28 protein-coding genes and 1 pseudogene are annotated in these 23,564 nt (G+C 73.4%); 24 read left to right on the forward strand and 5 right to left on the reverse strand.

Annotated elements, in window-relative coordinates; all coding sequences use genetic code 11:
• The 15 genes and pseudogenes from ACNKF0_RS11170 (at position 1) to ACNKF0_RS11240 (ending at position 13,670) form a co-directional block, all read left to right on the forward strand.
• Positions 1 to 1,032 (forward strand): quinone-dependent dihydroorotate dehydrogenase, encoded by a 1,032-nt coding sequence (locus tag ACNKF0_RS11170; protein WP_416952148.1) that lies wholly within the window; start codon positions 1 to 3, stop codon positions 1,030 to 1,032.
• The gene (locus ACNKF0_RS11175; protein WP_299928716.1) at positions 1,025 to 1,870 is read left to right on the forward strand and encodes a hypothetical protein; all 846 of its coding nucleotides are present in this window, start codon (positions 1,025 to 1,027) and stop codon (positions 1,868 to 1,870) included. The genes ACNKF0_RS11170 and ACNKF0_RS11175 overlap by 8 nt, the downstream gene beginning before the upstream one ends.
• On the forward strand, positions 1,867 to 2,730 hold the full coding sequence (locus ACNKF0_RS11180) for a tRNA-dihydrouridine synthase (protein WP_299928714.1): 864 nt from the start codon (positions 1,867 to 1,869) through the stop codon (positions 2,728 to 2,730). The genes ACNKF0_RS11175 and ACNKF0_RS11180 overlap by 4 nt, the downstream gene beginning before the upstream one ends.
• Positions 2,727 to 3,550 (forward strand): annotated as a pseudogene (gene pyrF, locus ACNKF0_RS11185) (orotidine-5'-phosphate decarboxylase). The gene ACNKF0_RS11180 and the pseudogene pyrF overlap by 4 nt, the downstream one beginning before the upstream one ends.
• A complete protein-coding gene (locus tag ACNKF0_RS11190) occupies positions 3,547 to 3,993 on the forward strand; it encodes a hypothetical protein (protein ID WP_416952151.1) in 447 nt (148 codons plus the stop codon). Before pyrF ends, ACNKF0_RS11190 begins: the two are co-directional and overlap by 4 nt.
• 171 nt (positions 3,994 to 4,164) lie before the next feature.
• Positions 4,165 to 4,488: an integration host factor, actinobacterial type gene (mihF, locus tag ACNKF0_RS11195; RefSeq protein WP_191280582.1), complete on the forward strand. Its 324-nt coding sequence runs from the start codon at positions 4,165 to 4,167 to the stop codon at positions 4,486 to 4,488.
• Positions 4,485 to 5,069, forward strand: a complete 585-nt coding sequence (gene gmk, locus ACNKF0_RS11200) for a guanylate kinase (protein WP_299928696.1) — start codon at positions 4,485 to 4,487, stop codon at positions 5,067 to 5,069. The genes mihF and gmk overlap by 4 nt, the downstream gene beginning before the upstream one ends.
• A 15-nt stretch (positions 5,070 to 5,084) precedes the next feature.
• Positions 5,085 to 5,396 (forward strand): DNA-directed RNA polymerase subunit omega, encoded by a 312-nt coding sequence (rpoZ, locus tag ACNKF0_RS11205; protein ID WP_172261153.1) that lies wholly within the window; start codon positions 5,085 to 5,087, stop codon positions 5,394 to 5,396.
• A gap of 13 nt (positions 5,397 to 5,409) precedes the next feature.
• On the forward strand, positions 5,410 to 6,627 hold the full coding sequence (gene coaBC, locus ACNKF0_RS11210) for a bifunctional phosphopantothenoylcysteine decarboxylase/phosphopantothenate--cysteine ligase CoaBC (RefSeq protein ID WP_416952154.1): 1,218 nt from the start codon (positions 5,410 to 5,412) through the stop codon (positions 6,625 to 6,627).
• A 71-nt stretch (positions 6,628 to 6,698) separates the two neighbouring features.
• Positions 6,699 to 7,901, forward strand: coding sequence for a methionine adenosyltransferase (gene metK, locus ACNKF0_RS11215; protein WP_299928688.1), 1,203 nt, complete (start codon positions 6,699 to 6,701; stop codon positions 7,899 to 7,901).
• Between the two features lie 129 nt (positions 7,902 to 8,030).
• Positions 8,031 to 10,040 (forward strand): primosomal protein N', encoded by a 2,010-nt coding sequence (locus ACNKF0_RS11220; protein WP_416952156.1) that lies wholly within the window; start codon positions 8,031 to 8,033, stop codon positions 10,038 to 10,040.
• A gap of 401 nt (positions 10,041 to 10,441) precedes the next feature.
• Positions 10,442 to 10,987, forward strand: coding sequence for a peptide deformylase (def, locus tag ACNKF0_RS11225; protein WP_416952158.1), 546 nt, complete (start codon positions 10,442 to 10,444; stop codon positions 10,985 to 10,987).
• A gap of 13 nt (positions 10,988 to 11,000) precedes the next feature.
• A complete protein-coding gene (gene fmt / locus ACNKF0_RS11230; protein ID WP_416952160.1) occupies positions 11,001 to 11,942 on the forward strand; it encodes a methionyl-tRNA formyltransferase in 942 nt (313 codons plus the stop codon).
• Positions 11,939 to 12,352, forward strand: a complete 414-nt coding sequence (locus tag ACNKF0_RS11235; protein ID WP_416952162.1) for an MmcQ/YjbR family DNA-binding protein — start codon at positions 11,939 to 11,941, stop codon at positions 12,350 to 12,352. Before fmt ends, ACNKF0_RS11235 begins: the two co-directional genes overlap by 4 nt.
• A complete protein-coding gene (locus ACNKF0_RS11240; protein ID WP_416952164.1) occupies positions 12,345 to 13,670 on the forward strand; it encodes an RsmB/NOP family class I SAM-dependent RNA methyltransferase in 1,326 nt (441 codons plus the stop codon). The genes ACNKF0_RS11235 and ACNKF0_RS11240 overlap by 8 nt, the downstream gene beginning before the upstream one ends.
• A gap of 21 nt (positions 13,671 to 13,691) precedes the next feature.
• Here ACNKF0_RS11240 and ACNKF0_RS11245 read toward each other — a convergent pair whose 3' ends face one another.
• Positions 13,692 to 14,441 (reverse strand): AAA family ATPase, encoded by a 750-nt coding sequence (locus ACNKF0_RS11245; RefSeq protein WP_416952166.1) that lies wholly within the window; start codon positions 14,439 to 14,441, stop codon positions 13,692 to 13,694.
• A 203-nt stretch (positions 14,442 to 14,644) separates the two neighbouring features.
• Between ACNKF0_RS11245 and ACNKF0_RS11250 the strand changes: the two genes are divergently transcribed.
• Genes ACNKF0_RS11250 through ACNKF0_RS11260 form a run of 3 tightly spaced genes read left to right on the forward strand, consistent with a single transcriptional unit; the run spans position 14,645 to position 17,658 of the window.
• The gene (locus ACNKF0_RS11250) at positions 14,645 to 15,733 is read left to right on the forward strand and encodes a hypothetical protein (RefSeq protein WP_416952168.1); all 1,089 of its coding nucleotides are present in this window, start codon (positions 14,645 to 14,647) and stop codon (positions 15,731 to 15,733) included.
• A gap of 39 nt (positions 15,734 to 15,772) precedes the next feature.
• Positions 15,773 to 16,747: a non-homologous end-joining DNA ligase gene (gene ligD / locus ACNKF0_RS11255; protein ID WP_416952170.1), complete on the forward strand. Its 975-nt coding sequence runs from the start codon at positions 15,773 to 15,775 to the stop codon at positions 16,745 to 16,747.
• Positions 16,747 to 17,658, forward strand: coding sequence for a cupin domain-containing protein (locus ACNKF0_RS11260; RefSeq protein WP_416952172.1), 912 nt, complete (start codon positions 16,747 to 16,749; stop codon positions 17,656 to 17,658). Before ligD ends, ACNKF0_RS11260 begins: the two co-directional genes overlap by 1 nt.
• Here the strand turns inward: ACNKF0_RS11260 and ACNKF0_RS11265 are convergent.
• The gene (locus ACNKF0_RS11265; protein ID WP_416952174.1) at positions 17,624 to 18,100 is read right to left on the reverse strand and encodes a hypothetical protein; all 477 of its coding nucleotides are present in this window, start codon (positions 18,098 to 18,100) and stop codon (positions 17,624 to 17,626) included. The genes ACNKF0_RS11260 and ACNKF0_RS11265 overlap by 35 nt on opposite strands.
• Before the next feature lie 104 nt (positions 18,101 to 18,204).
• Between ACNKF0_RS11265 and ACNKF0_RS11270 the strand changes: the two genes are divergently transcribed.
• From ACNKF0_RS11270 to ACNKF0_RS11290, 5 genes are read left to right on the forward strand one after another with little or no spacing between them, the layout of a single operon-like run.
• Entirely contained in the window at positions 18,205 to 19,152 is a 948-nt protein-coding gene (locus ACNKF0_RS11270) for a lipid kinase (protein WP_416952176.1), read from the forward strand.
• A 10-nt stretch (positions 19,153 to 19,162) separates the two neighbouring features.
• Positions 19,163 to 19,822: a ribulose-phosphate 3-epimerase gene (gene rpe, locus ACNKF0_RS11275; RefSeq protein ID WP_416952178.1), complete on the forward strand. Its 660-nt coding sequence runs from the start codon at positions 19,163 to 19,165 to the stop codon at positions 19,820 to 19,822.
• Complete coding sequence (locus ACNKF0_RS11280) at positions 19,822 to 20,073, forward strand: hypothetical protein (protein ID WP_416952180.1); 252 nt, start codon at positions 19,822 to 19,824, stop codon at positions 20,071 to 20,073. The genes rpe and ACNKF0_RS11280 overlap by 1 nt, the downstream gene beginning before the upstream one ends.
• On the forward strand, positions 20,070 to 20,483 hold the full coding sequence (locus tag ACNKF0_RS11285) for an MmcQ/YjbR family DNA-binding protein (protein ID WP_416952182.1): 414 nt from the start codon (positions 20,070 to 20,072) through the stop codon (positions 20,481 to 20,483). The genes ACNKF0_RS11280 and ACNKF0_RS11285 overlap by 4 nt, the downstream gene beginning before the upstream one ends.
• 23 nt (positions 20,484 to 20,506) lie before the next feature.
• Positions 20,507 to 20,971, forward strand: a complete 465-nt coding sequence (locus ACNKF0_RS11290) for a DUF427 domain-containing protein (protein WP_416952184.1) — start codon at positions 20,507 to 20,509, stop codon at positions 20,969 to 20,971.
• Positions 20,972 to 20,993: 22 nt separating this feature from the next.
• Here ACNKF0_RS11290 and ACNKF0_RS11295 read toward each other — a convergent pair whose 3' ends face one another.
• From ACNKF0_RS11295 to ACNKF0_RS11305, 3 genes are all read right to left on the reverse strand, one after another.
• Positions 20,994 to 21,365, reverse strand: coding sequence for a hypothetical protein (locus ACNKF0_RS11295; protein WP_416952186.1), 372 nt, complete (start codon positions 21,363 to 21,365; stop codon positions 20,994 to 20,996).
• A gap of 97 nt (positions 21,366 to 21,462) precedes the next feature.
• Positions 21,463 to 21,690 carry a DUF5703 family protein gene (locus ACNKF0_RS11300; protein ID WP_299928626.1) on the reverse strand — a complete coding sequence of 76 codons (228 nt, stop codon included), beginning with the start codon at positions 21,688 to 21,690 and terminating at the stop codon, positions 21,463 to 21,465.
• Positions 21,691 to 21,721: 31 nt separating this feature from the next.
• Positions 21,722 to 22,669 carry an aldo/keto reductase gene (locus ACNKF0_RS11305; RefSeq protein ID WP_416952188.1) on the reverse strand — a complete coding sequence of 316 codons (948 nt, stop codon included), beginning with the start codon at positions 22,667 to 22,669 and terminating at the stop codon, positions 21,722 to 21,724.
• Positions 22,670 to 22,736: 67 nt separating this feature from the next.
• Between ACNKF0_RS11305 and ACNKF0_RS11310 the strand changes: the two genes are divergently transcribed.
• On the forward strand, positions 22,737 to 23,558 hold the full coding sequence (locus ACNKF0_RS11310) for an undecaprenyl-diphosphate phosphatase (RefSeq protein ID WP_299928867.1): 822 nt from the start codon (positions 22,737 to 22,739) through the stop codon (positions 23,556 to 23,558).
• The last annotated feature ends 6 nt before the right edge of the window (positions 23,559 to 23,564 follow it).

A 23,564-nucleotide genomic window follows, 5' to 3' on the forward strand; every position in this document is an offset into this window, starting at 1 on the left:
GTGCGCCCCTACGACGTCGTCTTCGACCAGGCGCTGACCCGGTTCGACCCCGAGCGGATCCACCACGCGGCGTTCCGCGCGATCCGCGCGGCGGCCCCCGTCACCGGGCGGGCGGTCCGCGTGCCCTCGGCGCCGGTGCGCGCCCTGGGCCTGACGTTCCCGCACCCGCTCGGCCTGGCGGCCGGGTTCGACAAGAACGCCGTCGGCATCGACGGGCTCGCCGCGCTCGGCTTCGGCCACGTCGAGGTCGGCACCGTCACCGGTGAGACGCAGCCCGGCAACCCGACGCCGCGCCTGTTCCGGCTGACGGCCGACCGGGCGATCGTCAACCGGATGGGCTTCAACAACGACGGCGCGGAGGTCGTGGCCCGCAGGCTCGCTGCCTGGCGTGCCGGCGGCGGCTCGACGATCCTCGGCGTCAACATCGGCAAGACGAAGGTCGTGCCCGAGGACGAGGCCGCCCGCGACTACGAGAAGTCGGCCGGCCTGCTGGCCCCCTACGCCGACTACCTCGTCGTCAACGTGTCCTCGCCCAACACCCCCGGCCTCCGCGACCTCCAGGCGGTCGAGAAGCTCGAACCCCTGCTGCGGGCCGTACGCCGTCGCGCCGACGAGGTGCGCCCCGACCACCGGGTGCCGCTGCTGGTGAAGATCGCCCCCGACCTCAGCGACGACGACGTCCTGGCCGTGGCCGACCTCGCCCTCGCGACCGGGCTCGACGGCATCATCGCCACCAACACCACGATCAGCCGCGACGGCCTCGCCACCCCGGCCGCCCGCGTCGAGGAGGTCGGCGCCGGCGGCCTGAGCGGGCGTCCGCTCACCCAGCGGTCGGAGGACGTCGTACGCCTCCTGCGCGAGCGGGTCGGTCCCGACCTCACCCTGGTCGGCGTCGGCGGCATCACCACCGTCGACGACGCGCGGCGCCGGCTCGCGGCCGGTGCCGACCTGCTGCAGGCCTACACCGCGTTCGTCTACGAGGGGCCCCTGTGGCCCCGACGCATCGTGCGGGGTCTCGCCACGGATGCCTGACGAGCGGGGACCGGCCCGGGGGAGCGTCCACCCCAGCGTGCACGTCGACGGCGAGGTCGTCGCCACCAAGCGCGTCGGCGGCTACCGCCACCTGACCCTCACCGCGCCGGGCGTCCCCGAGCGGTTCCGCGCGGGCAACTTCGTCGCGGTCACCGTCGCCGGGCACGTCGCGCGGCGGGCGCTGTGGGTGCACCGGGTCAGGGCCTCCAGCGCGTTCGGTCCCACGCTCGACGTCGTCGTCGAGGCCCGGGGGAGCGGCACCGCGTGGCTCGCAGCCCAGCCCGTCGGCGCCCGGATCGCGATCACCGGTCCGCTCGGCCGGCCCTTCGCCCTGCCCAAGGACGCGGTGTCGTGCCTGCTCGTCGGGGAGGGCTACGCCGCGGCCCCGCTCTTCCCGCTCGCCGAACGGCTCCGTGAGCGCGGGTGCGCCGTCTCGCTCGTCGTCTCCGCACCCGACGAGGCGCGCCTGCTGTCCGCGCTCGAGGCGCGCCGCTCGGCCCGCTCGGTCACCGTCCTCACCGCCGACGGCTCGGTCGGCCAGCGCGGCACCGTCGCCGACCACGTCGACGACCTCGTCCGTCGCAGCGACGCCGACGTCGTCTACGCCGCCGGACCGCACGCCGTGCTCCGCAGCGCGGCAGGGGCCGCCGAGCGCGCCGGTGCGTGGAGCCAGGTCGCGGTCGAGACGCCGACCCCGTGCGGCACCGGCCTGTGCCACGGGTGCCCGCTGCCCGTCGTCGGCGAGGACGGTGTCGAGCGCGTCGTCCGCGCATGCGCCGAGGGCCCCGTCCTCCGCGGCGACCGGGTCCGGTGGGACGCCCTGGGAGACGACCGGTGAGCGCCGACCTGCCGGGGCCCGTGATGGTCGCAGCCGGGTGTGGCGGCACCGGGCGCGAGCTCGAGCCCTACGCCGGTCCGGACGGCCTCGTCGGCCTCGACCTCGTCACCCGCTCGATCACCCTCGACGCCCGCGCCGGCGGCCCCGGGCCGCGCGTCGCGGAGGTGCCCGGCGGGCTGGTCAACGCCGTCGGCCTGCCCAACCCCGGGCTCGAGCACTTCCTCGCCACCGAGCTGCCCTGGCTGGTGCGGGCAGGTGCCCGCGTCTTCGTGTCCATCGCCGGCTCGACGATGGGGGAGTACGCCGACCTCGCCCGCCGCCTCAGCCGCGCGCCCGGCGTCGCCGGGCTCGAGGTCAACGTCGGAGCGCCCGACGAGGTGGGTGCGGGCCTCTTCGAGGTGCGCGAGCCCTACCACTCGGCCAGCGTCATCGCTGCCGTACGCCGCGAGTTCCCCTCCGACCGGCCCGTGCTCGCCAAGCTGCGCCCCGACGTGTCCCGCATCGTCGAGGGCGCCCGCTCGTGCCACGAGGCCGGTGCCACCGCGGTCGTGATCGGCAACGCCGTACCCGCCGCCTTCCCCGACGGGCGGGCCGGCGGCCTCAGCGGGCCGGCCATCGCGCCGGTCGCCCTGCGGTGCGTCGCCGAGGTGCACCGCGCCCTGCCCGACGTCCCCACCATCGGGTGCGGCGGCGTCCACGACGTCCGGTCGGCCAACGCCTACCTCGACGCCGGCGCCGACGCCGTACAGGTCGGCACCGCCCTGCTCCACGACCCGACCACGGTCGCCCGGCTGCGGGCCGCCCTCGCGCCCGGTCCCCGCAACGACTCCCGCCCCGCCCCTCCCGAGGAGAACCGATGACGCCGTTCGGCACCCGCCTGGCCCACGCGATCGAGGACCGCGGACGATTCTGCGTCGGCATCGACCCGCACGCCGCGCTCCTGCGCGAGTGGGGCCTCGGCGACGACGTCGCCTCCCTGGAGCGGTTCGCCCTCACCGTGGTGGAGGCGGTCGCCCCCGTCGTCGGGGTCGTCAAGCCGCAGAGCGCGTTCTACGAGCGCTTCGGCAGCCGCGGCGTCGCGGTCCTCGAACGGGTCGTCGCGGAGTCCCGTGCGGCCGGGGCCCTGGTGCTGATGGACGCCAAGCGCGGCGACATCGGCTCGACCAGCCAGGCCTACGCCGACGCCTACCTCGACCCCACCTCGCCGCTCGGCTCCGACGCGGTCACCGCGAGCCCCTACCTGGGCTTCGGCTCGCTCGAGCCGATGCTCGAGGCCTGCCGCCGCCACGGCGGCGGCCTGTTCGTCCTCGCGCTGACCTCCAACAAGGAGGGACCGGAGGTGCAGCACGCGCGCACCGGCGACGGCACCGTGGCCGGCACGGTGCTGGCGCACCTGCGCGCCGCCAACGCCGGGGCCTCGCCCGTCGGCTCGTTCGGGGCGGTCGTCGGCGCCACCATCGGCGACACCGACGAGGACCTCGACATCAACGGCCCCCTGCTGGTGCCCGGCTTCGGCGCCCAGGGCGGCACCGTCGACGACCTGACGCGCATCTTCGGAGCCGCCGCGCGGTGGGCGCTCCCGAGGCGTCGCGCGACGTGCTGCGCGCCGGACCCGACGTCGGCGCGCTGCGTGACGCTGCCCTGCGCGGCAACGACGCCGTGCGAGGCTTGGGGGCGTGAAGCTCGTCGCCCCGGCGATCCTGCTGGTCTGCGTGGCCGGCCTGGCGCTGAGCGGCTGCTCGGGCGACCCGCAGGACGACTACTGCGAGGCGGTCGAGGCGCACCAGGCAGCGCTCAGCGAGGTCGCGGCGTCGGAGGACGCCGGAGCCGTCTTCGACGCCCTCGACGACTACGAGCAGCTGGCCGAGCTGGCCCCACGCGACATCGCCGACGACTGGGCGGCGGTCGTGGAGCCGTTGCGCACGCTCGAGGACGTGCTCGCCGCGCACGACGTCGACCCGTCGACGTACACTGCCGACGAGCCGCCGGCAGGCCTGGCCGCCGACGCCCGCGAGGAGATCGAGGCGGCTGCCCGCGCGGTCGGCTCGCCGGGCACCGTCGAGGCGATGACCGAGGTGGAGCAGCACGCGCTCGACGTGTGCGGGACGCCGCTGTCGAGGTAGCGACGGCCCGGGGGTGTCGTGCACGTCACCTCGTCCGAGCAATCGCGCGGGCTCGATTGCCTGCCCCGACGGGACCTGACTAGATTGACCCGCACCGCCCGGATCCCCGTCCGACGCCTCTAGTTCCTGCACCATGCACCCCGCACGTCCGACCCCAGAAGGATCGCTTTCGTGGCCTTGCCCCCTCTGACGCCCGAGCAGCGCCAGGCAGCCCTCGACAAGGCTGCGGCCTCCCGACGCGAGCGGGCCGAGGTGAAGAACCGCCTCAAGAACTCCGGCGGCTCGATCGTCGACGTGCTCCGCGAGGGCCAGACCAACGAGGTCATCGGCAAGATGCGCGTCGTCGAGCTCCTGCAGTCGGTGCCCGGCCTCGGCCGCGTGCGGGCCCGCCAGGTGATGGAGCGCCTCGGCATCGCCGAGAGCCGCCGGGTGCGCGGCCTGGGCGTCAAGCAGGTCGCTGCGCTCGAGCGTGAGTTCGGTCCCGACGCCTCGTGACCGACTCCGCCCGTTCCCGACTGATCGTCCTCGCCGGCCCCACGGCCGTGGGCAAGGGCACGGTCGCCGCGGCCGTGCGTGAGACCCACCCCGAGGTGTGGATCTCCGTGTCCGCCACGACGCGCGCGCCCCGCCCCGGCGAGGAGAATGGCGTGCACTACTGGTTCGTCTCCGACGAGGAGTTCGACGCGATGATCGACAAGGGCGACCTGCTCGAGTGGGCGGTGGTCCACAAGGCCGCCCGCTACGGCACGCCCCGCGGCCCGGTCGACCTCGCCCTGGCCTCCGGGCACCCCGCGATGCTCGAGATCGACCTGCAGGGCGCCCGGCAGGTGCGGGAGACGATGCCGGAGGCGCTGTTCGTCTTCCTCAAGCCGCCGTCGTGGGAGGAGCTCGTACGCCGTCTCGTCGGTCGCGGCACCGAGACCGAGGCCGAGCGGGAGCGTCGGCTCGAGACCGCCCGCGCGGAGCTGGCCGCCGAGAGCGAGTTCGACGTCACCATCGTGAACCACGAAGTTCACGCCGCTGCCGACGAGTTGGTAGCCTTGATGGTTGGACCTGCTCCATCCGCATCTGACTAGCGAGGCACCCACACCGTGGCTTCTCCCACCATCGCCGCCGAGGGCGTGACCAACCCCTCGATCGACGACCTGCTCACCAAGACCGACAGCAAGTACAAGCTGGTGCTCTACAGCGCCCAGCGTGCCCGCCAGATCAACGCCTACTACTCCCAGCTCGGCGAGGGCCTGCTGGAGTACGTCGGCCCGCTCGTCGACACCCACGTCCAGGAGAAGCCGCTCTCGATCGCGCTCCGCGAGATCAACGACGACCTCCTGACCTGCGAGGACATCGACCCCGCCGCCGAGGCCGCTGCCGCTGAGGCCGCTGCCGGCGACGCCACAGAGTGACGCGAGCCTCCTGGTGACCATCAAGGTGGTCCTGGGGGTCTCCGGCGGGATCGCGGCCTACAAGGCCTGCGAGCTGCTGCGCCGGTTCACCGAGTCGGGGCACGACGTCACCGTCGTGCCCACGGCCTCGGCCCTGCAGTTCGTCGGCGCGCCGACCTGGTCGGCCCTGTCGGGCAAGCCCGTCGCCACCGACGTGTGGACCGACGTCCACGCCGTGCCCCACGTCCACATCGGCCAGCAGGCCGACGTGGTCGTGGTCGCGCCGGCGACCGCCGACCTGCTGGCCCGTGCGGCCCACGGCCTGGCCGACGACCTGCTCACCAACACCCTCCTCACCGCCCGGTGCCCGGTCGTCCTCGCACCGGCGATGCACACCGAGATGTGGGAGCACCCCGCGACCCAGGCCAACGTCGCCACCCTGCGGGAGCGCGGCGTGGTCGTCATCGAGCCCGCCGTCGGCCGGCTCACCGGCGCCGACACCGGCAAGGGTCGCCTGCCCGAGCCCGCCGAGATCTTCGAGCTCGTGCGTGGGCTGCTCGACCGCGGCGCCGACGCCGCGCTGGACCTCGCCGGGCGCAAGGTGGTCGTCTCGGCCGGCGGCACCCGGGAGTACCTCGACCCGGTCCGGTTCCTCGGCAACCGGTCCTCGGGGCTGCAGGGCTACGCCCTCGCCCGGGCGGCGGCCTCCCGGGGCGCCCACGTCACCCTGGTGAGCGCCAACGTGACGCTGCCCGACCCGGCCGGCGTGAACGTCGTACGCGTCGAGACGACCGCGCAGCTGCGCGAGGCGGTGGTGACCGCGACCGCCACGGCGGACGCGGTCGTGATGGCCGCAGCCCCTGCCGACTTCCGCCCCACCGGGGTGAGCGAGGCCAAGATCAAGAAGGCCGACGACGGGTCGGCGCCGGCCATCGAGCTGACGCAGAACCCCGACATCCTGGCCGAGATCTCCCACGACCGGGCTCGCGACGACGCCGTCATCGTGGGCTTCGCCGCCGAGACCGGTGACGCCACCGGCACGGTGCTCGACCTCGGGCGGGCCAAGCTCGCCCGCAAGGGCTGCGACCTCCTCGTCGTCAACGACGTCAGCGGGGGCGCGGTCTTCGGCAGCGCCGACAACGAGGCGGTCGTCCTGGCCGCCGACGGTGCGACCGTGGACGTGCCGCGCGGGTCCAAGACCGCGCTCGCCCACGTCATCTGGGACGAGGTCGCCCGGCGATTCGTCGGGTGAGACACGCGTCCCGGATGCTGGTCAGCAGGTACGTTTGACCGAACCGTTCGACAGAAGAAGCGAGTGACGACGTGGCTGGACGCCTCTTTACCTCCGAGTCCGTGACCGAGGGTCACCCGGACAAGATCGCCGACCGCATCAGCGACTCGGTCCTCGACCACCTGATGGCCGCGGACCCCGACAAGGCCAACCTCCGGGTGGCCGTCGAGACGCTGCTGACCACCGGCCTCGTCGTGGTCGCCGGTGAGGTCCGCACGGGTGCCTACGCCCCGGTGGCCGACATCGTCCGCAAGGCGATCCTCGACATCGGCTACGACTCCTCGGACAAGGGCTTCGACGGCACCACCTGTGGCGTGCAGGTCGCGATCGGCGCCCAGTCGAGCGACATCGCCGCCGGTGTCGACGCCGGCCACGAGTCCCGCGTCGGGTCGTCGGAGGACGAGCTCGACAAGCGCGGCGCCGGCGACCAGGGCCTGATGTTCGGCTACGCCTGCGACGACACCCCGCAGCTGATGCCGCTCCCGATCACCATCGCCCAGCGGCTCGCGCAGCGCCTGACCGAGGTCCGCAAGGACGGCACGCTCGGCTACCTCCGTCCCGACGGCAAGACCCAGGTCACCATCGAGTACGACGAGAACGACCGCCCGCTGCGCATCGACACCGTCGTGCTCTCGACCCAGCACGACCCCGACGTCGAGCACGCGCAGCTCGAGGCCGACATCAAGCAGCACGTCATCGACTACGTGCTCGCCGACGTCGACCTGCCCTCCGAGGGCTACCGGGTGCTCATCAACCCCACCGGCACCTTCGTCATCGGCGGCCCGATGGGCGACGCCGGGCTCACCGGTCGCAAGATCATCGTCGACACCTACGGCGGCATGGCCCGCCACGGCGGTGGCGCCTTCTCCGGCAAGGACCCCTCGAAGGTGGACCGCTCGGCCGCCTACGCGATGCGCTGGGTCGCCAAGAACGTCGTGGCCGCCGGCCTGGCCACCCGCTGCGAGGCGCAGGTCGCCTACGCCATCGGCAAGGCCGCCCCCGTCGGCGTGTTCATCGAGACCTTCGGCACCGGCGTCGTGCCGGACGAGCAGATCCAGGACGCCGTCCTCGAGGTGTTCGACCTCCGTCCCGCCGCGATCATCCGCGACCTCGACCTGCTCCGCCCGATCTACGCCCAGACCTCGGCCTACGGCCACTTCGGCCGCGAGCTCCCCGAGTTCACCTGGGAGAACACCGACCGCGCCGACAAGCTCAAGGCCGCCGCGGGCATCTGAGGCTCGCGCCTTGCGGGGACTCCCCGCTCGAGCGGGGAGTCCGCCACTTCGAGGGGCAAACAACCCCCTCCAGGTGTCGGACTTCCCCACCAGGTCGGGCTGTCGGCGCCCGCTGACAGAATCTGCGGCATGTCGTCCCACGAAGCCCCGGAAGCAGAGATGCTCCCGGGGCTTCGTGCTGCCGTGGACGACGCCCGGGCGAAGGCGGCCGCCACCCGCCGCCGCAAGGCCGCGGCGTGGCAGCCCGCCGAGACCGACCCCGTCGCCCGAGTCCTGGTCGACATCGCGCTCGCCCACCTCGACCGCCCGTTCGACTACGCCGTGCCCGTCTCGATGGCAGAGTCGGCCGTCCCGGGGGCCCGGGTGAAGGTGCGCTTCGCCGGCCAGGACGTCGACGGCTACGTCGTGGAGAGGGCCGGCAGCACCGACCACACCGGCACCCTCCAGCCGCTGCGCCGGGTGGTGAGCCCCGAGCGGGTGCTCGCACCGGAGATCGCCGAGCTCAGCGAGACGATCGCCCGGCGGTACGCCGGTGCCCGGTCCGACGTGCTGCGGCTGGCCGTCCCGCCCCGCCACGCCGCCACCGAGAAGGTCGCCTCCACGCCCGCTCCCCAGGCGCCGGCGCTCGGCGCGCCGACGACCTGGTCGGAGGTCGCACACGCCGACGCGTTCCTGGGCCACCTCGGGACCGGCAAGTCGCCCCGTGCGGTCTGGGCGGCCGCGCCCGGGGACGACTGGCCCGCCATGGTCGCGGAGGCGGTCGCGATGACGTACGCCTCGGGGCGGGGTGCGCTGGTCTGCGTGCCCGACCGGCGCGACGTCGCCCGGGTCGACGCCGCCCTGTCACACCTGCTGGGGGAGGGGCACCACGTGTGCCTGACGGCCGACGGGGGGCCGGCCGCGCGCTACCGCGACTTTCTGGCCGTCTCCCGCGGGGCGCGGCGCATCGTCGTCGGCACCCGATCGGCCGCGTTCGCGCCGGTGCACGACCTCGGGCTCGTCGTGCTGTGGGACGACGGCGACGACCTCCACGCAGAGCCAAGGGCTCCCTACCCGCACACCCGCGAGGTGCTCCTCCTGCGGGCCGGGCAGCAGGGCACGGCGGCGCTCCTCGGCGGCGTGGCCCGCACCCCCGAGGCCCAGCAGCTCGTCGCCACCGGCTGGGCGCACGAGCTGGCCGTGCCCCGCGAGGTGCTGCGCCGCCGGGCCCGTGTCGAGGTGGTGCCCGCCGAGGACCGCTCCGTCGGCACCCGCGTGCCGCGCGCCGCGTACGACGCCATCCGCAACGGACTCGCGACCGGGCCGGTGCTCGTGCAGACCCCCCGCGCCGGCTACGCCGCCTCTCTGGCGTGCGACACCTGCCGTTCGCCCGCCCGGTGCCCGGTGTGCACCGGACCTCTGGTCGTCGACGGTCCTGCGGTGCCGCCGCACTGCCGGTGGTGCGGCCACGTCGAGCCGGCGTGGGCATGCCCGACCTGCGGTGGTCACGGGCTGCGCGCACCCGTGCGCGGTGAGGCCCGCACGGCCGAGGAGCTGGGCCGGATGTTCCCCGGCACCACGGTCCGCAGCTCCAGCGGTGACCGGGTGGTCGACCGGGTCGGCGCGTCGGCCGACCTCGTCGTCGCCACCGTCGGGGCCGAGCCCGTCGCCGACGAGGGCTACGCGGCCGTCGTCGTCCTCGACACCTGGCTGAGCCTGGCCCGCGACGACCTGCGCGTTGCGGAGGAGGCGCTGCGCCGGTGGTTCAACGCGGCAGTCCTGGTGCGCCCCGGCGGCCACGTCGTGGCGGTGGGCGACCCGGCGCACCCCGCGCTGCAGGCGCTGGTCCGGTGGGACCCCGCCGGCTTCGCTCGCCGCGAGGCCCACGAGCGCTCCCAGGCGCACCTCCCGCCGGCCGCCCGGCTGGCGACGGTCACCGGCGACCTCGGCGCCCTCGACGACGTCCTGCACCTGCTCGACCTGCCCGACGGGGCAGAGGTGCTCGGTCCCGTCCCGGCCGACGACGAGCACCGGGTGCTGCTCCGCGTCCCGCGCTCGAGCGGAGAGGCGCTCTCCCGCTCCCTCGGCGACCTCCAGCGGGTCCGCTCGGCCCGCAAGCTCGACCCCGTCCGGATCCAGGTCGACCCCCTCACCATCTGACCCGGCTGCCCGACGGCCACCGGCCCGGCGACAGCGCCGGCGCGACGTCGTACGGCCACTGCCGGGCGGTCAGCGTCATCCCGATCCGCACCCATGGGTCCCGCTTCGGATGACGGTGAGGGTGGGGCGAGGGGGGCAGCGGCGCGCGCGACGCCCCCGGCCATGACGCCTCGGCGAGCTGAATGGGGAACCGTCGGGTCGTGCGGAGGCCCCGTGAGCGACCCGACGGTTCCCCGACCTCGTACGGCGCCTCGCACACGCGGTCTCCTGGCACCCGGTCGCCCGGCCACCCGCCCGCCCGCCGACCACCGGCCATGCGCCACCCGGTGCGCTTCCCTAGACTTGGCCACTGCTCGATCGACCCCGCAGGTCGATCCCACCCAGACGAGCGAAGGAGCTCCGTGGCCGTCCAGCCCATCCGTCTCTTCGGCGATCCCGTGCTGCGCCAGCGCGCGGTGGAGGTGGACGACTTCGACCGCGAGGTCCGCCAGCTCGTCACCGACCTGACCGACACGATGCTCGCAGCCCCGGGCGCGGGCCTCGCGGCACCGCAGATCGGCGTGGGCCTGCGGGTCTTCACGTGGAACGTCGAGGGCGAGGTCGGCCACCTGGTCAACCCGTCCCTCGAGCTCTCCGACGAGACGCAGGACGGCGCCGAGGGGTGCCTCTCGCTGCCCGAGCTGACCTACGACTGCCTGCGCGCGCTGTCGGTGGTCGCCACCGGCTTCGACATGTACGGCGAGCCGCAGCGCATCGAGGCCTCGGAGCTGCTCGCCCGCGCCATGCAGCACGAGACCGACCACCTCGACGGCATCCTCTTCATCGACAAGCTCGACACGGCCGCACGCAAGGCTGCGATGAAGGAGATCCGCGAGTCGGACTGGTTCGGCCTGGAGCGGCCGACGGTCCGGCTCTCCCCACACCCGACGAACGGATTCGCCCGATGAAGGTCACCAGCTGATGCGCGTCGTGTTCGCCGGCACCCCCGAGGTCGCCGTGCCCGCCCTCGACGCGATCGCCGCCAGCCGCCACGAGCTGGTCGGCGTCGTCACCCGCCCCGATGCCCCGAGCGGCCGCGGTCGCAAGCTGGTCGCCAGCCCGGTCGCGCAGCGGGCGGAGGAGCTCGGCGTACCCGTCCTCAAGCCCGAGCACCCGCGTGACCCGGACTTCCAGGCCGCGCTCGCGGCCCTGCGTCCCGACGCCTGCCCCGTCGTGGCCTACGGCGCGCTGCTCCCGCAGTCGGCGCTCGACCTGGTGCCGCACGGCTGGATCAACCTGCACTTCTCGGTGCTGCCCTCCTGGCGCGGCGCCGCGCCCGTGCAGCACTCGCTGTGGGCCGGTGACGAGGTCACCGGCGCGACGACCTTCCGCATCGTCAAGGCGCTCGATGCCGGACCGGTCTTCGGCGTGATGACCGAGACGATCCGGCCCACCGACACCGCGGGCGACCTCCTCGCCCGCCTCGCCGAGGGCGGGGCAGGTCTGCTGGTGCAGACCCTCGACGGGATCGAGGACGGCACCCTCGAGGCGCGTGAGCAGCCCGAGGACGGCGTCTCGTTCGCGCCGAAGATCGTCGTCGACGACGCGCGGATCGACTGGACCCACCCCGCGGTCGCCATCGACCGGCAGGTGCGCGCCTGCGACCCCGCCCCGGGCGCCTGGAGCACCTTCGAGGGCGAGCGGATCAAGATCGGTCCGGTGCGCCCCGTCGACCGTGAGGCGCTCGAGCCCGGCGTCCTGGAGGTCACCAAGAACGCCGTCTTCGTCGGCACCGCCACCACCCCGGTCGAGCTGGGCCAGGTCAAGGCGTTCGGCAAGAAGCAGATGGCCGCCGCCGACTGGGCCCGCGGCGTGCGCCTGGAGTCGGGCGTACGACTCGGTGAGCAGGACGCCGCGTCGTGAGCCGGCCCGCTCGGCCCGAGGACGTCGACGAGATCTGCGGCAGCCTGCCGGAGACCGAGCTCGGCATCTCCTGGGGCGACCGGCCCACCTGGAAGGTGCCGCGCGGCGACAAGGGCAGAGGGTTCGTGCTCTACCGCGCGCCCCACAAGAGCGCGGTCGACCCGGTGACGGGGGAGATGTACGACGACCTGGTCGTCATCACGACGCCGACCGAGGTCGAGAAGCACGCGTTGGTCGAGGACGAGTCCACGCCGTTCTTCACCATCGACCACTTCCGGGGCTACGCCGCGGTGCTCGTGCAGCAGTCCCGGCTCGGCGAGATCGGCCGTGACGAGCTGGAGGAGATCATCACCGACGCCTGGGCAGCCAGGGCGCCCAAGCGGCTCGTGCGGGAGCACCTCGGTGGGTGAGCGTCGCCGCCCCGTCGACAAGGCGCGCCGCGCGGCGCTCGACGTGCTCACGGCCGTGCGCACCGACGACGCCTACGCCAACCTCGTGCTGCCCCAGGTGCTGCGCAAGCACGGGCTCCAGGGCCGCGACGCCGCGCTCGCGACCGAGCTGTCGTCCGGGGCCATCCGGATGCACGGGTTGTACGACGCGGTGATCGACGCCTGCCTGACCAAGCCGCGGCTCCAGCCCGAGGTGCGCGACGTCCTGCGTCTCGGCACGCACCAGCTGCTCTCCATGCGGGTCCCCGACCACGCGGCGATCTCGACCAGCGTCGACCTCGTCCGCGCCACCGTCGGCCAGGGACCTGCCGGCCTCGTCAACGCGGTCCTGCGTGCGATCAGCCGTCGCGACCTCGACGCCTGGGTCGCCGAGGTCGCCCCGGACCGGAACGACGACCCGCTCGGCCACCTGGCCGTCGCGCGCTCGCACCCGCGCTGGGTCGTCGAGGCGCTCGGTGAGGCGCTGACCGCGACCGAGGGCACCGACGACGAGCTCGACGCGCTGCTGGAGGCCGACAACGCCCCGCCGCGGGTCACGCTGGTCGCCCGCCCCGGCATGGCGACGCTCGAGGAGCTGGATGCCGCCGGTGGCACCCGCACCGGCCGGTCGCCGTACGCCGTCACGCTGGCCGGTGGCGACCCGGCCGCCGTCCCCGCGGTCGCCGAGAGCCGTGCGGGCGTCCAGGACGAGGGCTCGCAGCTCGTGGCGCTCGCGCTCGCCGACGCTCCGGTGGACGGACGGGACGAGCGGTGGCTCGACCTGTGCGCCGGACCGGGCGGCAAGGCGGCCCTGCTGGCGGCCCTCGCCGCGCAGCGCGGGGCCGTGCTCGTCGCCAACGAGCGGCAACCCCACCGGGCCGCGCTGGTCTCCTCCGCCCTGCGCGCCACGCCGCGCGGGTCCGCCCACGTGCTCGCCGGCGACGGGATGCGTCCCGCCTGGCTGCCGGGCACCTTCGACCGCGTGCTCGTCGACGCGCCCTGCTCCGGTCTCGGAGCCCTCCGTCGACGTCCCGAGTCGCGCTGGCGGCGTACGCCCCACGACGTGGAGGAGCTGGTCGCGATCCAGCAGGTGCTGCTCGATGCCGCGCTGAAGTCGGTGCGCCCGGGTGGCGTGGTCGTCTATGCGACCTGCTCGCCGGTGGTCGCGGAGACCAGCGACGTCGTACGCGCCGTGCTCGAGCGCCGCGGCGACACCGACGAGGTCGACCGCTTCCAGCTGTGGCCGCACCGCGACGGCACCGACGCGATGTTCGCGGCGACCGTCCGGCGCCGGGCCTGACGAGCGCACATCGAGCCTGACTCAGTCGTCCTGGAGGTGGCGCAGGTAGGACCACGGCTCGGCGAGGTAGCGCCGCCAGTGGTCCACGACCTCGAGGTCCTCCCAGGCGGCCTCTCGCAGCCCCCACGGCCCGGCCTCCAGGATGCGGGCGCCCGGCATGGCGGCGAGCACGGGGGAGTGGGTGGCGCAGAGCACCTGGCCGCGACGGGCGACCACGCGCTGCAGCGTGGCGACGAGCCCCAGCGTGGAGGAGAACGACAACGCGGCCTCCGGCTCGTCGAGGCAGTAGAAGCCCTGCCCGGTGAACCGCGACTCCAGCACTGCCAGGAACGACTCGCCGCGGCTCATCTCGTGGAAGGCGACGTCGTCGTCACCACTCGTCCTCGGGTGGTCCTCGATGTAGGAGTACCAGCCGTGCATCGTCTCGGCGCGCAGGAAGAACCCCCACTTGCTCGCCCCGGCTCCCCGCGCGAGCTGGAGCGCGTCGCCGGGCGGCGACTCCGTGGCACGTGAGGAGTGGCGGCTGTGCGTGCTGCCACCCTCGGGCGAGAGGCCGAACGCGATGGCGACGGCCTCGACCAGCGTCGACTTGCCGGAGCCGTTCTCGCCGACCAGGAAGGTGACGCCCGGGCCGAGGTCGAGGCCGTCGCGCAGGACCTGGGCGACGGCGGGGATGGACGCGGGGTAGCGGTGGGTGGCGAGGGCATGACCGGCACGCGCCTCGACGCGGCGCACGGGGTGGCGAGCGACGTCCTGACCCCGCAGCGGCATGGCGCCCAACCTAGTCGGGACCTCGGACAGCCCGTCGCCTCCGAAGGGCCGAGGCCACAGCCCGACCCAAGGTTGTCCGTGGATTGGCCACCAATTGGGGTGACTTCCGCGTGTGGACGGTTCACATCCTTTGCTTTGACCAGCATGATGGAGTCAGCTCGGCGCACCGGAGGGGTGCGTCGTGTCACGGGGAGCAGGAGATCATGCGCGTGCGCAGCATCATGACGGCCCTGGCCGCCACCACCTTGACGTTGACCATGGGAACGACCGTGGTCGGCAGTCCCGCGCACGCCGTGGGCGGTTCGCACACGGTGGCGGGGCCCGCAACCGGCGATCCCGACGTCTACCTGACCTATGTCGGCTGTGCCGACCTGCTGGGCGCCGCCGCCGCTCCCGCTTCCCGGATCAACCTGGGGCCCTACGCCGCCCCGCTCGGGCGACGGTCGCTGGGCCTCGTCCCGTCAGCCGCGGGCAGCGCAGCCGGTCCCTATGCCGCCTTCGGGTCGCTCGCCGGCCTCGACACCTCGGTGGCGGTCGCCGCGACCGGTGGCAGCACCGGCGTCTCGTGGGTCATGGCCGTCACCCGGCAGAGCCCGGCCGGCACCGCCTGGCGCGGGCGGGCGGCCCTGTCCGCGCCCGCCGGCTCGTGGACCACGGTGTCCTCAGCCGCGCTGACCTACGACTGGGCACTGGTCGACCTCGCCTCCGGCGCCACCGTCGACCAGGTCGGATCCGCCACCGCCGCGCAGTTCGCCGCCCAGCACGGCGACGGCTCGGGCTTCGCGGTCACGGGCTTCGGCTGTGACGGCAAGGCCTTCAACCTGGATGCCGTGCGCGCGTCCGGCTCGACCTTCGACTTCGAGGGCGTCTCGCTCACGACCACCGTCGCTGCCTCGAGGCAGCAGGCCGAGCCGGGGCAGGACGTCGAGCTCACCGGACGCGTCACCGACGGCTCCGGTCGGGTGACCGGTGACCCGCTCGTGCTGGAGTCGCGTGCCCCCGGCGGCCAGTGGGCGGCGGTCGGCAAGCCCGTCCTCGCCGGCCGCGACGGCGTGGCCCGCGTCGCCGTACCCGTCACGGAGACCACGGAGTTCCGCTGGCACCGTCCGCAGGGCCAGTACGCCGACGAGGGCTGGTCCGGCACCGTCACGGTGACGGTCGAGAAGCAGGCTGAGCAGACCCCGCCGCAGCAGCCGGAGGGCCAGGACCAGCCGGGCGACCAGCAGGGTGGCCAGCAGGGTGACCAGCAGGGTGACCAGCCGGGCGAGTCCGAGGCCCCCGCGCAGCAGTGACGGACCCCGGCGTCCGGGCTCCCGGCTAGGCTCCCGGACATGGCGTCGCCGTTCACCGAGGTCGAGGTCGACGACCGGGTCGTCAAGGTCACCAACCCCGACCGGGTCTACTTCCCGCCCACCGACGCTGCACCGGACGGCGCGACGAAGCTCGACCTGGTGCACTACTACCTCTCGGTCGGCGACGGGATCGTCAACGCGCTGTTCGAGCGCCCGTGCATGCTGCACCGGTTTCCCAAGGGCCTGGCCGGCGACAAGGTGCACCAGAAGCGGCTGCCGGCCGGAGCGCCCGAGTGGGTCGAGACCGTCCAGCTGTTCTTCCCGCGGTGGAAGCGCACGGCCGACGAGCTGTGCGTGACCGAGCTCGCCAGCGTCATCTGGGCGGTGCAGATGTCGACGGTCGAGTTCCACCCGTGGAACAGCCGGCGCGCCGACACCGAGAAGCCCGACGAGTGGCGCATCGACCTCGACCCGGGGCCGGAGTGCGACTGGGCCACCGTGCAGCGAGTCGCCCACGTCGCCCAGGAAGTGCTCGACGAGCTCGGTGCCGTCGGCTTCCCCAAGACCAGTGGCGGGTCGGGGATGCACGTCTACGTGCGGATCCCGCCCGACCACGGCTTCCAGGACGTACGCCGCGGCGCACTGGCGTTCGCCCGGGAGGTCGAGCGACGAGCCGGGGGAGAGGTCACCACGGCGTGGTGGCGCAAGGACCGCGACCCCACCCAGCTCTTCGTCGACTACAACCAGAACGCCCGCGACCACACGATCGCCGCCGCCTACTCGGTGCGCGGCGTCCCCGAGGCGCGCGTGTCGGCACCCATCCGGTGGGACGAGGTCGACGACTGCCGGCCCGACGACTTCACGATCTTCACCATGCCGGAGCGGTTCGCCGCGATCGGTGACCTGCACGGCGACATCGACGACCACCCGTTCGACATCGCGCCGCTGCTGGAGTGGGCCGACCGTGACGAGGCAGAGGGTGTGGAGGCCCCACCGGAGCCGGAGGAGGAGTGATGATCGACCTCGACGCCGTCGACCTCCAGGGGCTGGGCGACCTGCTGGACGGTCAGCCCTTCCCGGGTGGTCACCTGGACCCCGAGACCGGCGAGGTGTGGCCGGCCCTCGACGACGACTACGGGAGCGACGACGAGGACGACCCGGCCGAGAAGGGATGGATCTTCGTCGCGGGCGAGGGCTCGCGCGGCGCCTACCGCGACATGGCGCTCTTCGCCCACCATGTCGCCGACGCCCGCCTACGGCGTCGGCTGGAGGACGCGCTCACGGGTCGCGGTGCGTTCCGCCGCTTCCGGTCGGTCATGGACGACCAGCCGGAGGAGGTCCGCCGGGCCTGGATCCGCTACCGCTCGCTGGGACAGGAGCGTCGAGCCATCCGGTGGCTCGACGCGATGGAGCTCGTCGACACCCAGGAGGTGGAGGCCCGGGACGCGGCCACGACCACGGAGATGGACGCCATCCTCGATTCCCTGGACGACCGCCCGCGACCGCGGGTCGTCGACATCGGAGAGAGGCTGTCGTCGTTCTCCGACCACTGGTCGCCGAAGGTCGTGGCACTCCTCAACGACTACGAGGTCAAGCTCGTGAAGGTGCAGGGCGAGTTCGTCTGGCACGACCATCCCGACACCGACGAGCTGTTCCTCGTCGTGTCGGGGCGGCTCACGATCCGACTCCGGGACGGTGACGTCGTCCTGGGACCGGGTCAGCTCTACGTCGTCCCGCGTGGCGTCGAGCACTGCCCGGTGGCCGAGGAAGAGGTCAGCCTGCTGCTCCTCGAGCCGACGGGCGTCGTCAACACCGGTGCGGCGGGCGGGCCGCTCACAGCCGCACACGACACCTCGCTGCTGGAGGGCCAGCAGCGCGACACCGACGGCCTCAGCGCGAACGCACCCGGTCATCGAGCAGGGTGAGCGCAGCCGTCGCGAGGACCCCGTCAGCGCACAACGTGGGCGCGGCGAGGAGGAAGACCTCACGGTCGGCCCACTCGACCCGCTCGACGCCCGGCTGCCCGGCCAGCGCGACGTCGAGGTCGACCTCGGCGCCGTCGTCCGTGTCGTCGTAGTGGGCGCGCGCGTCGTCGTTCACGCCGAGGCTCCACGTGAGGTCCGCCGGCTCGTCCGGCACCTGCTCGTCGTCCAGCGCGGGCTGCACCGACAACCCACCCGGCCCCAGCAGGTCGGCGACCATGACCGGCTCGGGCGCGTACCCCAGGTCCGCGGCGAGCGAGGTCGAGTACGGCACCACCGTCCGCAGCAGGTCGTCGTCGAGGTGACGGGGGCAGGTGCAGCCGGGACGCTGCGGCGGCTGCCAGGCGACCGACGGGTGAGGCTTGCGACGTGAGAAGAGGCCCATGCGCCGATCCTCGTCGCTGTGGCCCGCACCTGTCCGGGGAACGGCACAGCCGGCGCACAGGTCGTCCTCATCGTCCTCTCACGCACGCGACCTACCGTCGAGGCATGCAGCAGCACAGCTCCGCCCAGCCCCGCACCGACCGGGTCGCGGTCGTGGTCAACACCGCAGCCCGGCAGGGAGCACGGGCGCTTCCGCTGGTCGCGGCAGCGATGCGGGGTGTGTCGGACGACGTGACGGTGCACCCGGTGCACGGCGGACTCGAGCTCCTGGACGCGCTGGCGGCAGCCGTCGACTCCGGGCCGGACCTCCTCGTGGTGGGCGGCGGCGACGGGACGATCGGATGTGCGGCCGCGATGGTCGCCCACTCCTCGACAACCCTCGGTGTGCTCCCGCTGGGCACGGCCAACGACTTCGCCCGCACCCTGGCGATCCCGGGCGACCTCGCTGCAGCGGTCGACACGCTCGTCCACGGTCACGTCGTCGACGTGGACCTCGGACGCGTCGACGGGCGCGCCTACCTCAACGTCGCCTCGGTCGGCCTCTCGGTCGCCGTCACCCAGCGACTGACCCCGGCGCTCAAGCAGCGGCTCGGCCGCTTCGCCTACCCGGCGGCGACCCTCGCGGCCTACCGCTCCCACCGGCCGTTCGCCGCCCGCCTCGAGCTCGACGACGGCACCACGCTGGAGCTCGCGGACCTCATGCAGGTCGCCGTCGGCAACGGCCGCCACTACGGCGGCGGGCTGACCGTCGCCCCCGACGCGTCCATCGACGACCACCTCCTCGACGTGTACGCCGTCGAGCAGGGGCGGCTGCGCGACCACGTGTCCGTCGCCCGGCTGCTCCGGACCGGCCACCTCGTCGAGCACGACCGGGTGCACCACGTCACCACCCGGCGTCTGCGCCTGGTCACCGACGAGCCGCTGCCGGTCAACCTCGACGGGGAGATCGCGGCCACCACGACCGCGACGTTCGAGGTGGACCGCAACGCGCTCCACGTCGTCGTACCGTCCGGGAGCCGTGCCGCGCGCCTCGACGGCCCCGAGGGTCACTAGGCTCGCCCTCGTGGGCATCCAGATCACGCCGAGCATCCTCAACGCCGACCTGTCGCGCCTCGCCGACGAGGTGGCCCGGATCCCCAGCGCCGACTGGGTGCACGTCGACGTCATGGACAACCACTTCGTCCCCAACCTGACGCTGGGCCTGCCGGTCATCGAGGCGCTCGGCAAGCACGCGTCCCAGCCGCTCGACGCGCACCTGATGATCGAGGACCCCGACCGGTGGGCACCGGCGTACGCCGAGGTGTGCGGGTCGGTCACGTTCCACGTCGAGGCGGCCAAGGCGCCCGTGCGCCTGGCGCGTGAGATCCGCGCCCAGGGGGCGCGTGCGTCGATGGCGCTGAAGCCCGCGACGCCGATCGAGCCCTACGAGGCGCTGCTGCCCGAGCTTGACATGGTGCTGATCATGACCGTCGAGCCCGGCTTCGGCGGCCAGAAGTTCCTCGACCTGTGCCTGCCCAAGATCCGCACCGCCCGCGAGCTGATGCGCAAGCACGGCGTGGAGACGTGGCTGCAGGTCGACGGCGGGGTCTCCCTGGAGACCATCGAGCGGTGCGCGGAGGCAGGAGCCGACGTCTTCGTCGCCGGGTCCGCGGTCTACTCCGCCGACGACCCCGATGCGATGGTGGAGGCGCTGCGGGCGAAGGCCGAGCAGGCGCAGGACTGATGGACCTCGAGCACCGCTACGACCGGCTGTGGGAGCGGTTGCTCCAGGTGCTCGACACACTCGGGACGGGGGACGCGAGCGCCCCGGGACGCATCCGGCTCGCCGTCGAGCGCCACGACATCGAGATCGTGATGACGGAGCAGGAGCGGTCCGAGCTGGTGGGGATCCGCTACGGGTCATTCCCTCCGACGGCCCGCGAGAAGCCGTTGCAGATGCGCGCCCACCTGCCCTCGCCGGACGAGCCGTCATGAGCCGCCCGGCGAGGGTCGACGACATCCACGCCACTGCGCGGGCGATGCCCCACGTGACCGTCGTACGCCCGGAGAAGAACCCCGTCTACCAGGTGGGTGGCAAGTCGTTCGTGTTCTTCCGGACGCCACGACGCGACGCGGTGGACCCCGAGACTGGTGAGCGCTACGACGACGTCGTGGTCATCTGGGTCGCCTCCGAGGGGGACAAGCAGGCGTTGCTGCAGGACGAGCGCCTGCCGTTCTTCACGACGGCGCACTTCGACGGTCATGCGTCGGTGCTGCTGCGCACCTCCCGGGTGGCGGAGATCGCGCGCGACGAGCTCGTCGAGGTGATCGAGGAGGCCTGGCTCGCGCAGGCCTCGGATCGTCGCGGCCGCGCGTGGCTCGCGTCGCGCGACCTGGAGCCGTAGGAGCCGTTCCGTACATTGGCGGCATGACCGAGTCCGTGTGGGACTACCCCCGGCCGCCGCGGGTCGACCCGAGCAGCGAGCACGTCGTGGTCACCCACGGTGGGCTCGTCGTCGCCGACACCACCGCGAGCCTGCGGGTGCTGGAGACCAGCCACCCGCCGACGTACTACCTGCCGGCCGCAGACTTCGCCGACGGCGTGCTGAGGCCGGGGCAGGGCGCGTCGTGGTGCGAGTGGAAGGGCCAGGCGGCCTACTACGACCTCGTGGTCGGCGACGAGGTGCTCCCGGCCGTGGCCTGGACCTACCCGACCCCGTCGAAGGGCTTCGAGGCGCTGGTCGACCACGTGGCGCTCTACCCGGGCCGCGTCGAGCGGTGCACGGTCGACGGCGAGGTCGTCCAGCCGCAGCCGGGCAGCTTCTACGGCGGCTGGATCACCTCGCGGGTGACCGGCCCGTTCAAGGGCGTTCCGGGCTCGTCGGGCTGGTAGCCCTGACGCCGGCGATCACACCTCAGTGCAGGCCGCGGTCGTTGACCTGCTGGCTCTGCAGGTGCGGTGCGTGCCGCTCGTGGTCCTGCCAGCGTCGCTGGTCGGCCATCAACGTCTCGCCGTCGAGCTGGTCGGCGCGCGTCTGCACGCGCTCGAGACGGGCCGTCCAGGCGTCGACGTCGCGCGCGACGTCGTCCAGACGGGCCGCGGGCAGCACGATCGCGTCGCCCTCGCTGCGGATGCCCGGCTCAATCGACGCCAGCCCGTCCGCCTCGTGTGGCGTCAAAGGTCTGGTCAGCCTGATCCGCACGGGGTAGGTCTCCCGGTCCACGTCGGCCGGGTCCACCGCCAGCTCCACGATCCCGAGATCCGGCTTGTGCCTTCGTGTCGCCATGTCAGTCGTCCCCTCACCGGGGCCGGGACGGCCCCGCTCCTCGACTCCACCACGGCACGTGCGAGATGTCCATGGGGTCCGCGCCCCATGGGCCGGGTCAGCCGGCGAAGAGGGTGAGCCGCTGCCGGATGATCTTGCGCCGCAGAACGACGCGCCGTTTGCCGTCGTTGCCGATGCGGAGCCGGTCAAGCTCCCAGCCACCGTGCTCGGCGCGATCGACGAGCACGCGGGTGACGACGTTGCGGGAGAAGTCCTCGGGCAGCACGAGCGTCTCGAACTCCCACTCCACTCCGCGGCCCGGCGGGCGGCGCTGGATCCTGGCCATGTTCTCTCCCGTCTCCTCGAAGGGGGTGCGTTCAGTCGGCCGACACGTCGTCGAGGGCGTCGATGATCTCGGGCGGCAGCGTCAGCTCCTCGATGCCGAGCGCGCCCTTGAGCTGCGCGGCCGTACGGGCGCCGACGATCGGGGCGGTCACCCCGGGCCGGTCCCGCACCCACACGAGCGACACCTCCAACGGCGACCAGCCGAGCCCGTCGGCGGCACGTGCGACCGCCTCCACGATCCCGCGGCCGCGCTCGTCGAGGTAGGCGCCCACGAACCGGGCGAAGTGCTCGGTGGCGGCGCGCGAGTCCGACGGCGTACCGGTGCGGTACTTCCCGGTGAGCACGCCCCTGCCCAGCGGCGACCAGGGCAGGACGCCGAGTCCCAGCGCCCGCGCGGCGGGGATCACCTCGTGCTCGACCTGGCGGTTGAGGAGCGAGTACTCCACCTGGGTCGACGCGAGCGGCACCCGACCCGGCACGGCCCGCTGCCAGGTCGCGGCCTGCGCGGTCTGCCACCCGGTGTAGTTGGAGATGCCGACGTAGGAGGCGCGGCCGGAGGTGACCGCGAGGTCGAGCGCGCTGAGCGTCTCCTCGACCGGCGCCTCGTCGGTCCACACGTGCACCTGCCACAGGTCGACGTGGTCGACCCCGAGACGCTTCAGCGACGCGTCGAGGGTGGTGAGCAGGTGGCCGCGGGACGTGTCGGTGACGCGCTCGCCCGTACGACGGGAGATGCCCGCCTTGGTGGCGAGGACGACCTCGTCGCGGGCGACGACGTCGCCGATGAGCGTGCCGATCAGCTCCTCGCTGGCGCCGTCGCCGTATCCCGCGGCGGTGTCGACCAGGGTGCCCCCGGCCTCGGCGAACGCGACCAGCTGGTCGCGCGCCTCGTGCTCGTCGGTGTCTCGGCCCCACGTCATGGTGCCGAGGCCGAGCCGGGAGGCCTTGAGCCCGGTCGCGCCGAGGGAACGCTGCTGCATGGTGGTGAGGGTAGCCACGGGTGGTGCGCGGACGGCACGGGACTCGCCCGTAGGCTCACGCCCTGTGATCGATCTCCTCAAGGCAGTGGTCCTCGGCGTCATCCAGGGGCTGACCGAGTTCCTGCCGATCTCGAGCAGCGCCCACCTGCGCATCTTCCCCGAGCTGTTCGGCTGGGGCGATCCGGGAGCGGCGTTCACGGCCGTCATCCAGATCGGCACCGAGCTCGCCGTCCTGATCTACTTCCGCAAGGACATCTGGCGCATCGGCAGCGCGTGGGTGCGCTCGCTGTTCAAGGCGGAGTACCGCGGCACGATCGACGCGCGGATGGGCTGGTTCATCATCATCGGCTCGCTGCCGATCGTGGTGCTCGGCGTGCTGCTCAAGGACGTCATCGAGCGGGACTTCCGCAACCTCTGGATCGTCGGCTGCACCCTCATCGTGATGGGCATCGTCCTCGGCATCGCCGACCGTGTCGGTCGCACCGACAGGCCGCTGGGCAAGCTCACGCTCAAGGACGCGGTGCTGATGGGCATCGCGCAGGCCCTCGCCCTGATCCCCGGCGTGTCGCGCTCCGGGGCGACGATCTCGATGGGCCGCTTCCTCGGCTTCGAGCGGGAGGCCGCGACCCGGTTCGCCTTCCTGCTCGCGATCCCCGCGGTCGTCGGTGCCGGGCTCTTCGAGCTCAAGGAGATCCCCCACGGGCACAACGACTTCGGCTGGGGACCCACCATCACCGCGACGATCGTCTCCTTCGTCGTCGGCTACGCCGCCATCGCGTGGCTGCTGCGCTACGTGAGCACGAACTCCTACACGCCCTTCGTCATCTACCGGATCCTGCTGGGCGCCGGTGTCCTCGCCCTGCTCAGCGCCGGGGTGCTGACCGCCTGACCCGGC

It is taken from the genome of Nocardioides sp. T5 (genome assembly GCF_048161455.1).
Lineage (GTDB): Bacteria > Actinomycetota > Actinomycetes > Propionibacteriales > Nocardioidaceae > Nocardioides.

Excerpts from the sequence above, each read along its gene's own strand:
- ACNKF0_RS11285 (WP_416952182.1), top strand. The coding sequence starts at position 20,070 with ATGAGCCGCCCGGCGAGGGTCGACGACATCCACGCCACTGCGCGGGCG.
- ACNKF0_RS11280 (WP_416952180.1), top strand. The coding sequence starts at position 19,822 with ATGGACCTCGAGCACCGCTACGACCGGCTGTGGGAGCGGTTGCTCCAG.
- ACNKF0_RS11295 (WP_416952186.1), bottom strand. The coding sequence starts at position 21,365 with ATGGCGACACGAAGGCACAAGCCGGATCTCGGGATCGTGGAGCTGGCG.
- ACNKF0_RS11290 (WP_416952184.1), top strand. The coding sequence starts at position 20,507 with ATGACCGAGTCCGTGTGGGACTACCCCCGGCCGCCGCGGGTCGACCCG.
- ACNKF0_RS11220 (WP_416952156.1), top strand. The coding sequence starts at position 8,031 with ATGTCGTCCCACGAAGCCCCGGAAGCAGAGATGCTCCCGGGGCTTCGT.
- fmt (WP_416952160.1), top strand. The coding sequence starts at position 11,001 with ATGCGCGTCGTGTTCGCCGGCACCCCCGAGGTCGCCGTGCCCGCCCTC.
- ligD (WP_416952170.1), top strand. The coding sequence starts at position 15,773 with ATGGCGTCGCCGTTCACCGAGGTCGAGGTCGACGACCGGGTCGTCAAG.
- ACNKF0_RS11300 (WP_299928626.1), bottom strand. The coding sequence starts at position 21,690 with ATGGCCAGGATCCAGCGCCGCCCGCCGGGCCGCGGAGTGGAGTGGGAG.
- ACNKF0_RS11265 (WP_416952174.1), bottom strand. The coding sequence starts at position 18,100 with ATGGGCCTCTTCTCACGTCGCAAGCCTCACCCGTCGGTCGCCTGGCAG.
- ACNKF0_RS11250 (WP_416952168.1), top strand. The coding sequence starts at position 14,645 with ATGCGCGTGCGCAGCATCATGACGGCCCTGGCCGCCACCACCTTGACG.
- ACNKF0_RS11305 (WP_416952188.1), bottom strand. The coding sequence starts at position 22,669 with ATGCAGCAGCGTTCCCTCGGCGCGACCGGGCTCAAGGCCTCCCGGCTC.
- ACNKF0_RS11175 (WP_299928716.1), top strand. The coding sequence starts at position 1,025 with ATGCCTGACGAGCGGGGACCGGCCCGGGGGAGCGTCCACCCCAGCGTG.
- ACNKF0_RS11245 (WP_416952166.1), bottom strand. The coding sequence starts at position 14,441 with ATGCCGCTGCGGGGTCAGGACGTCGCTCGCCACCCCGTGCGCCGCGTC.
- ACNKF0_RS11260 (WP_416952172.1), top strand. The coding sequence starts at position 16,747 with ATGATCGACCTCGACGCCGTCGACCTCCAGGGGCTGGGCGACCTGCTG.
- ACNKF0_RS11270 (WP_416952176.1), top strand. The coding sequence starts at position 18,205 with ATGCAGCAGCACAGCTCCGCCCAGCCCCGCACCGACCGGGTCGCGGTC.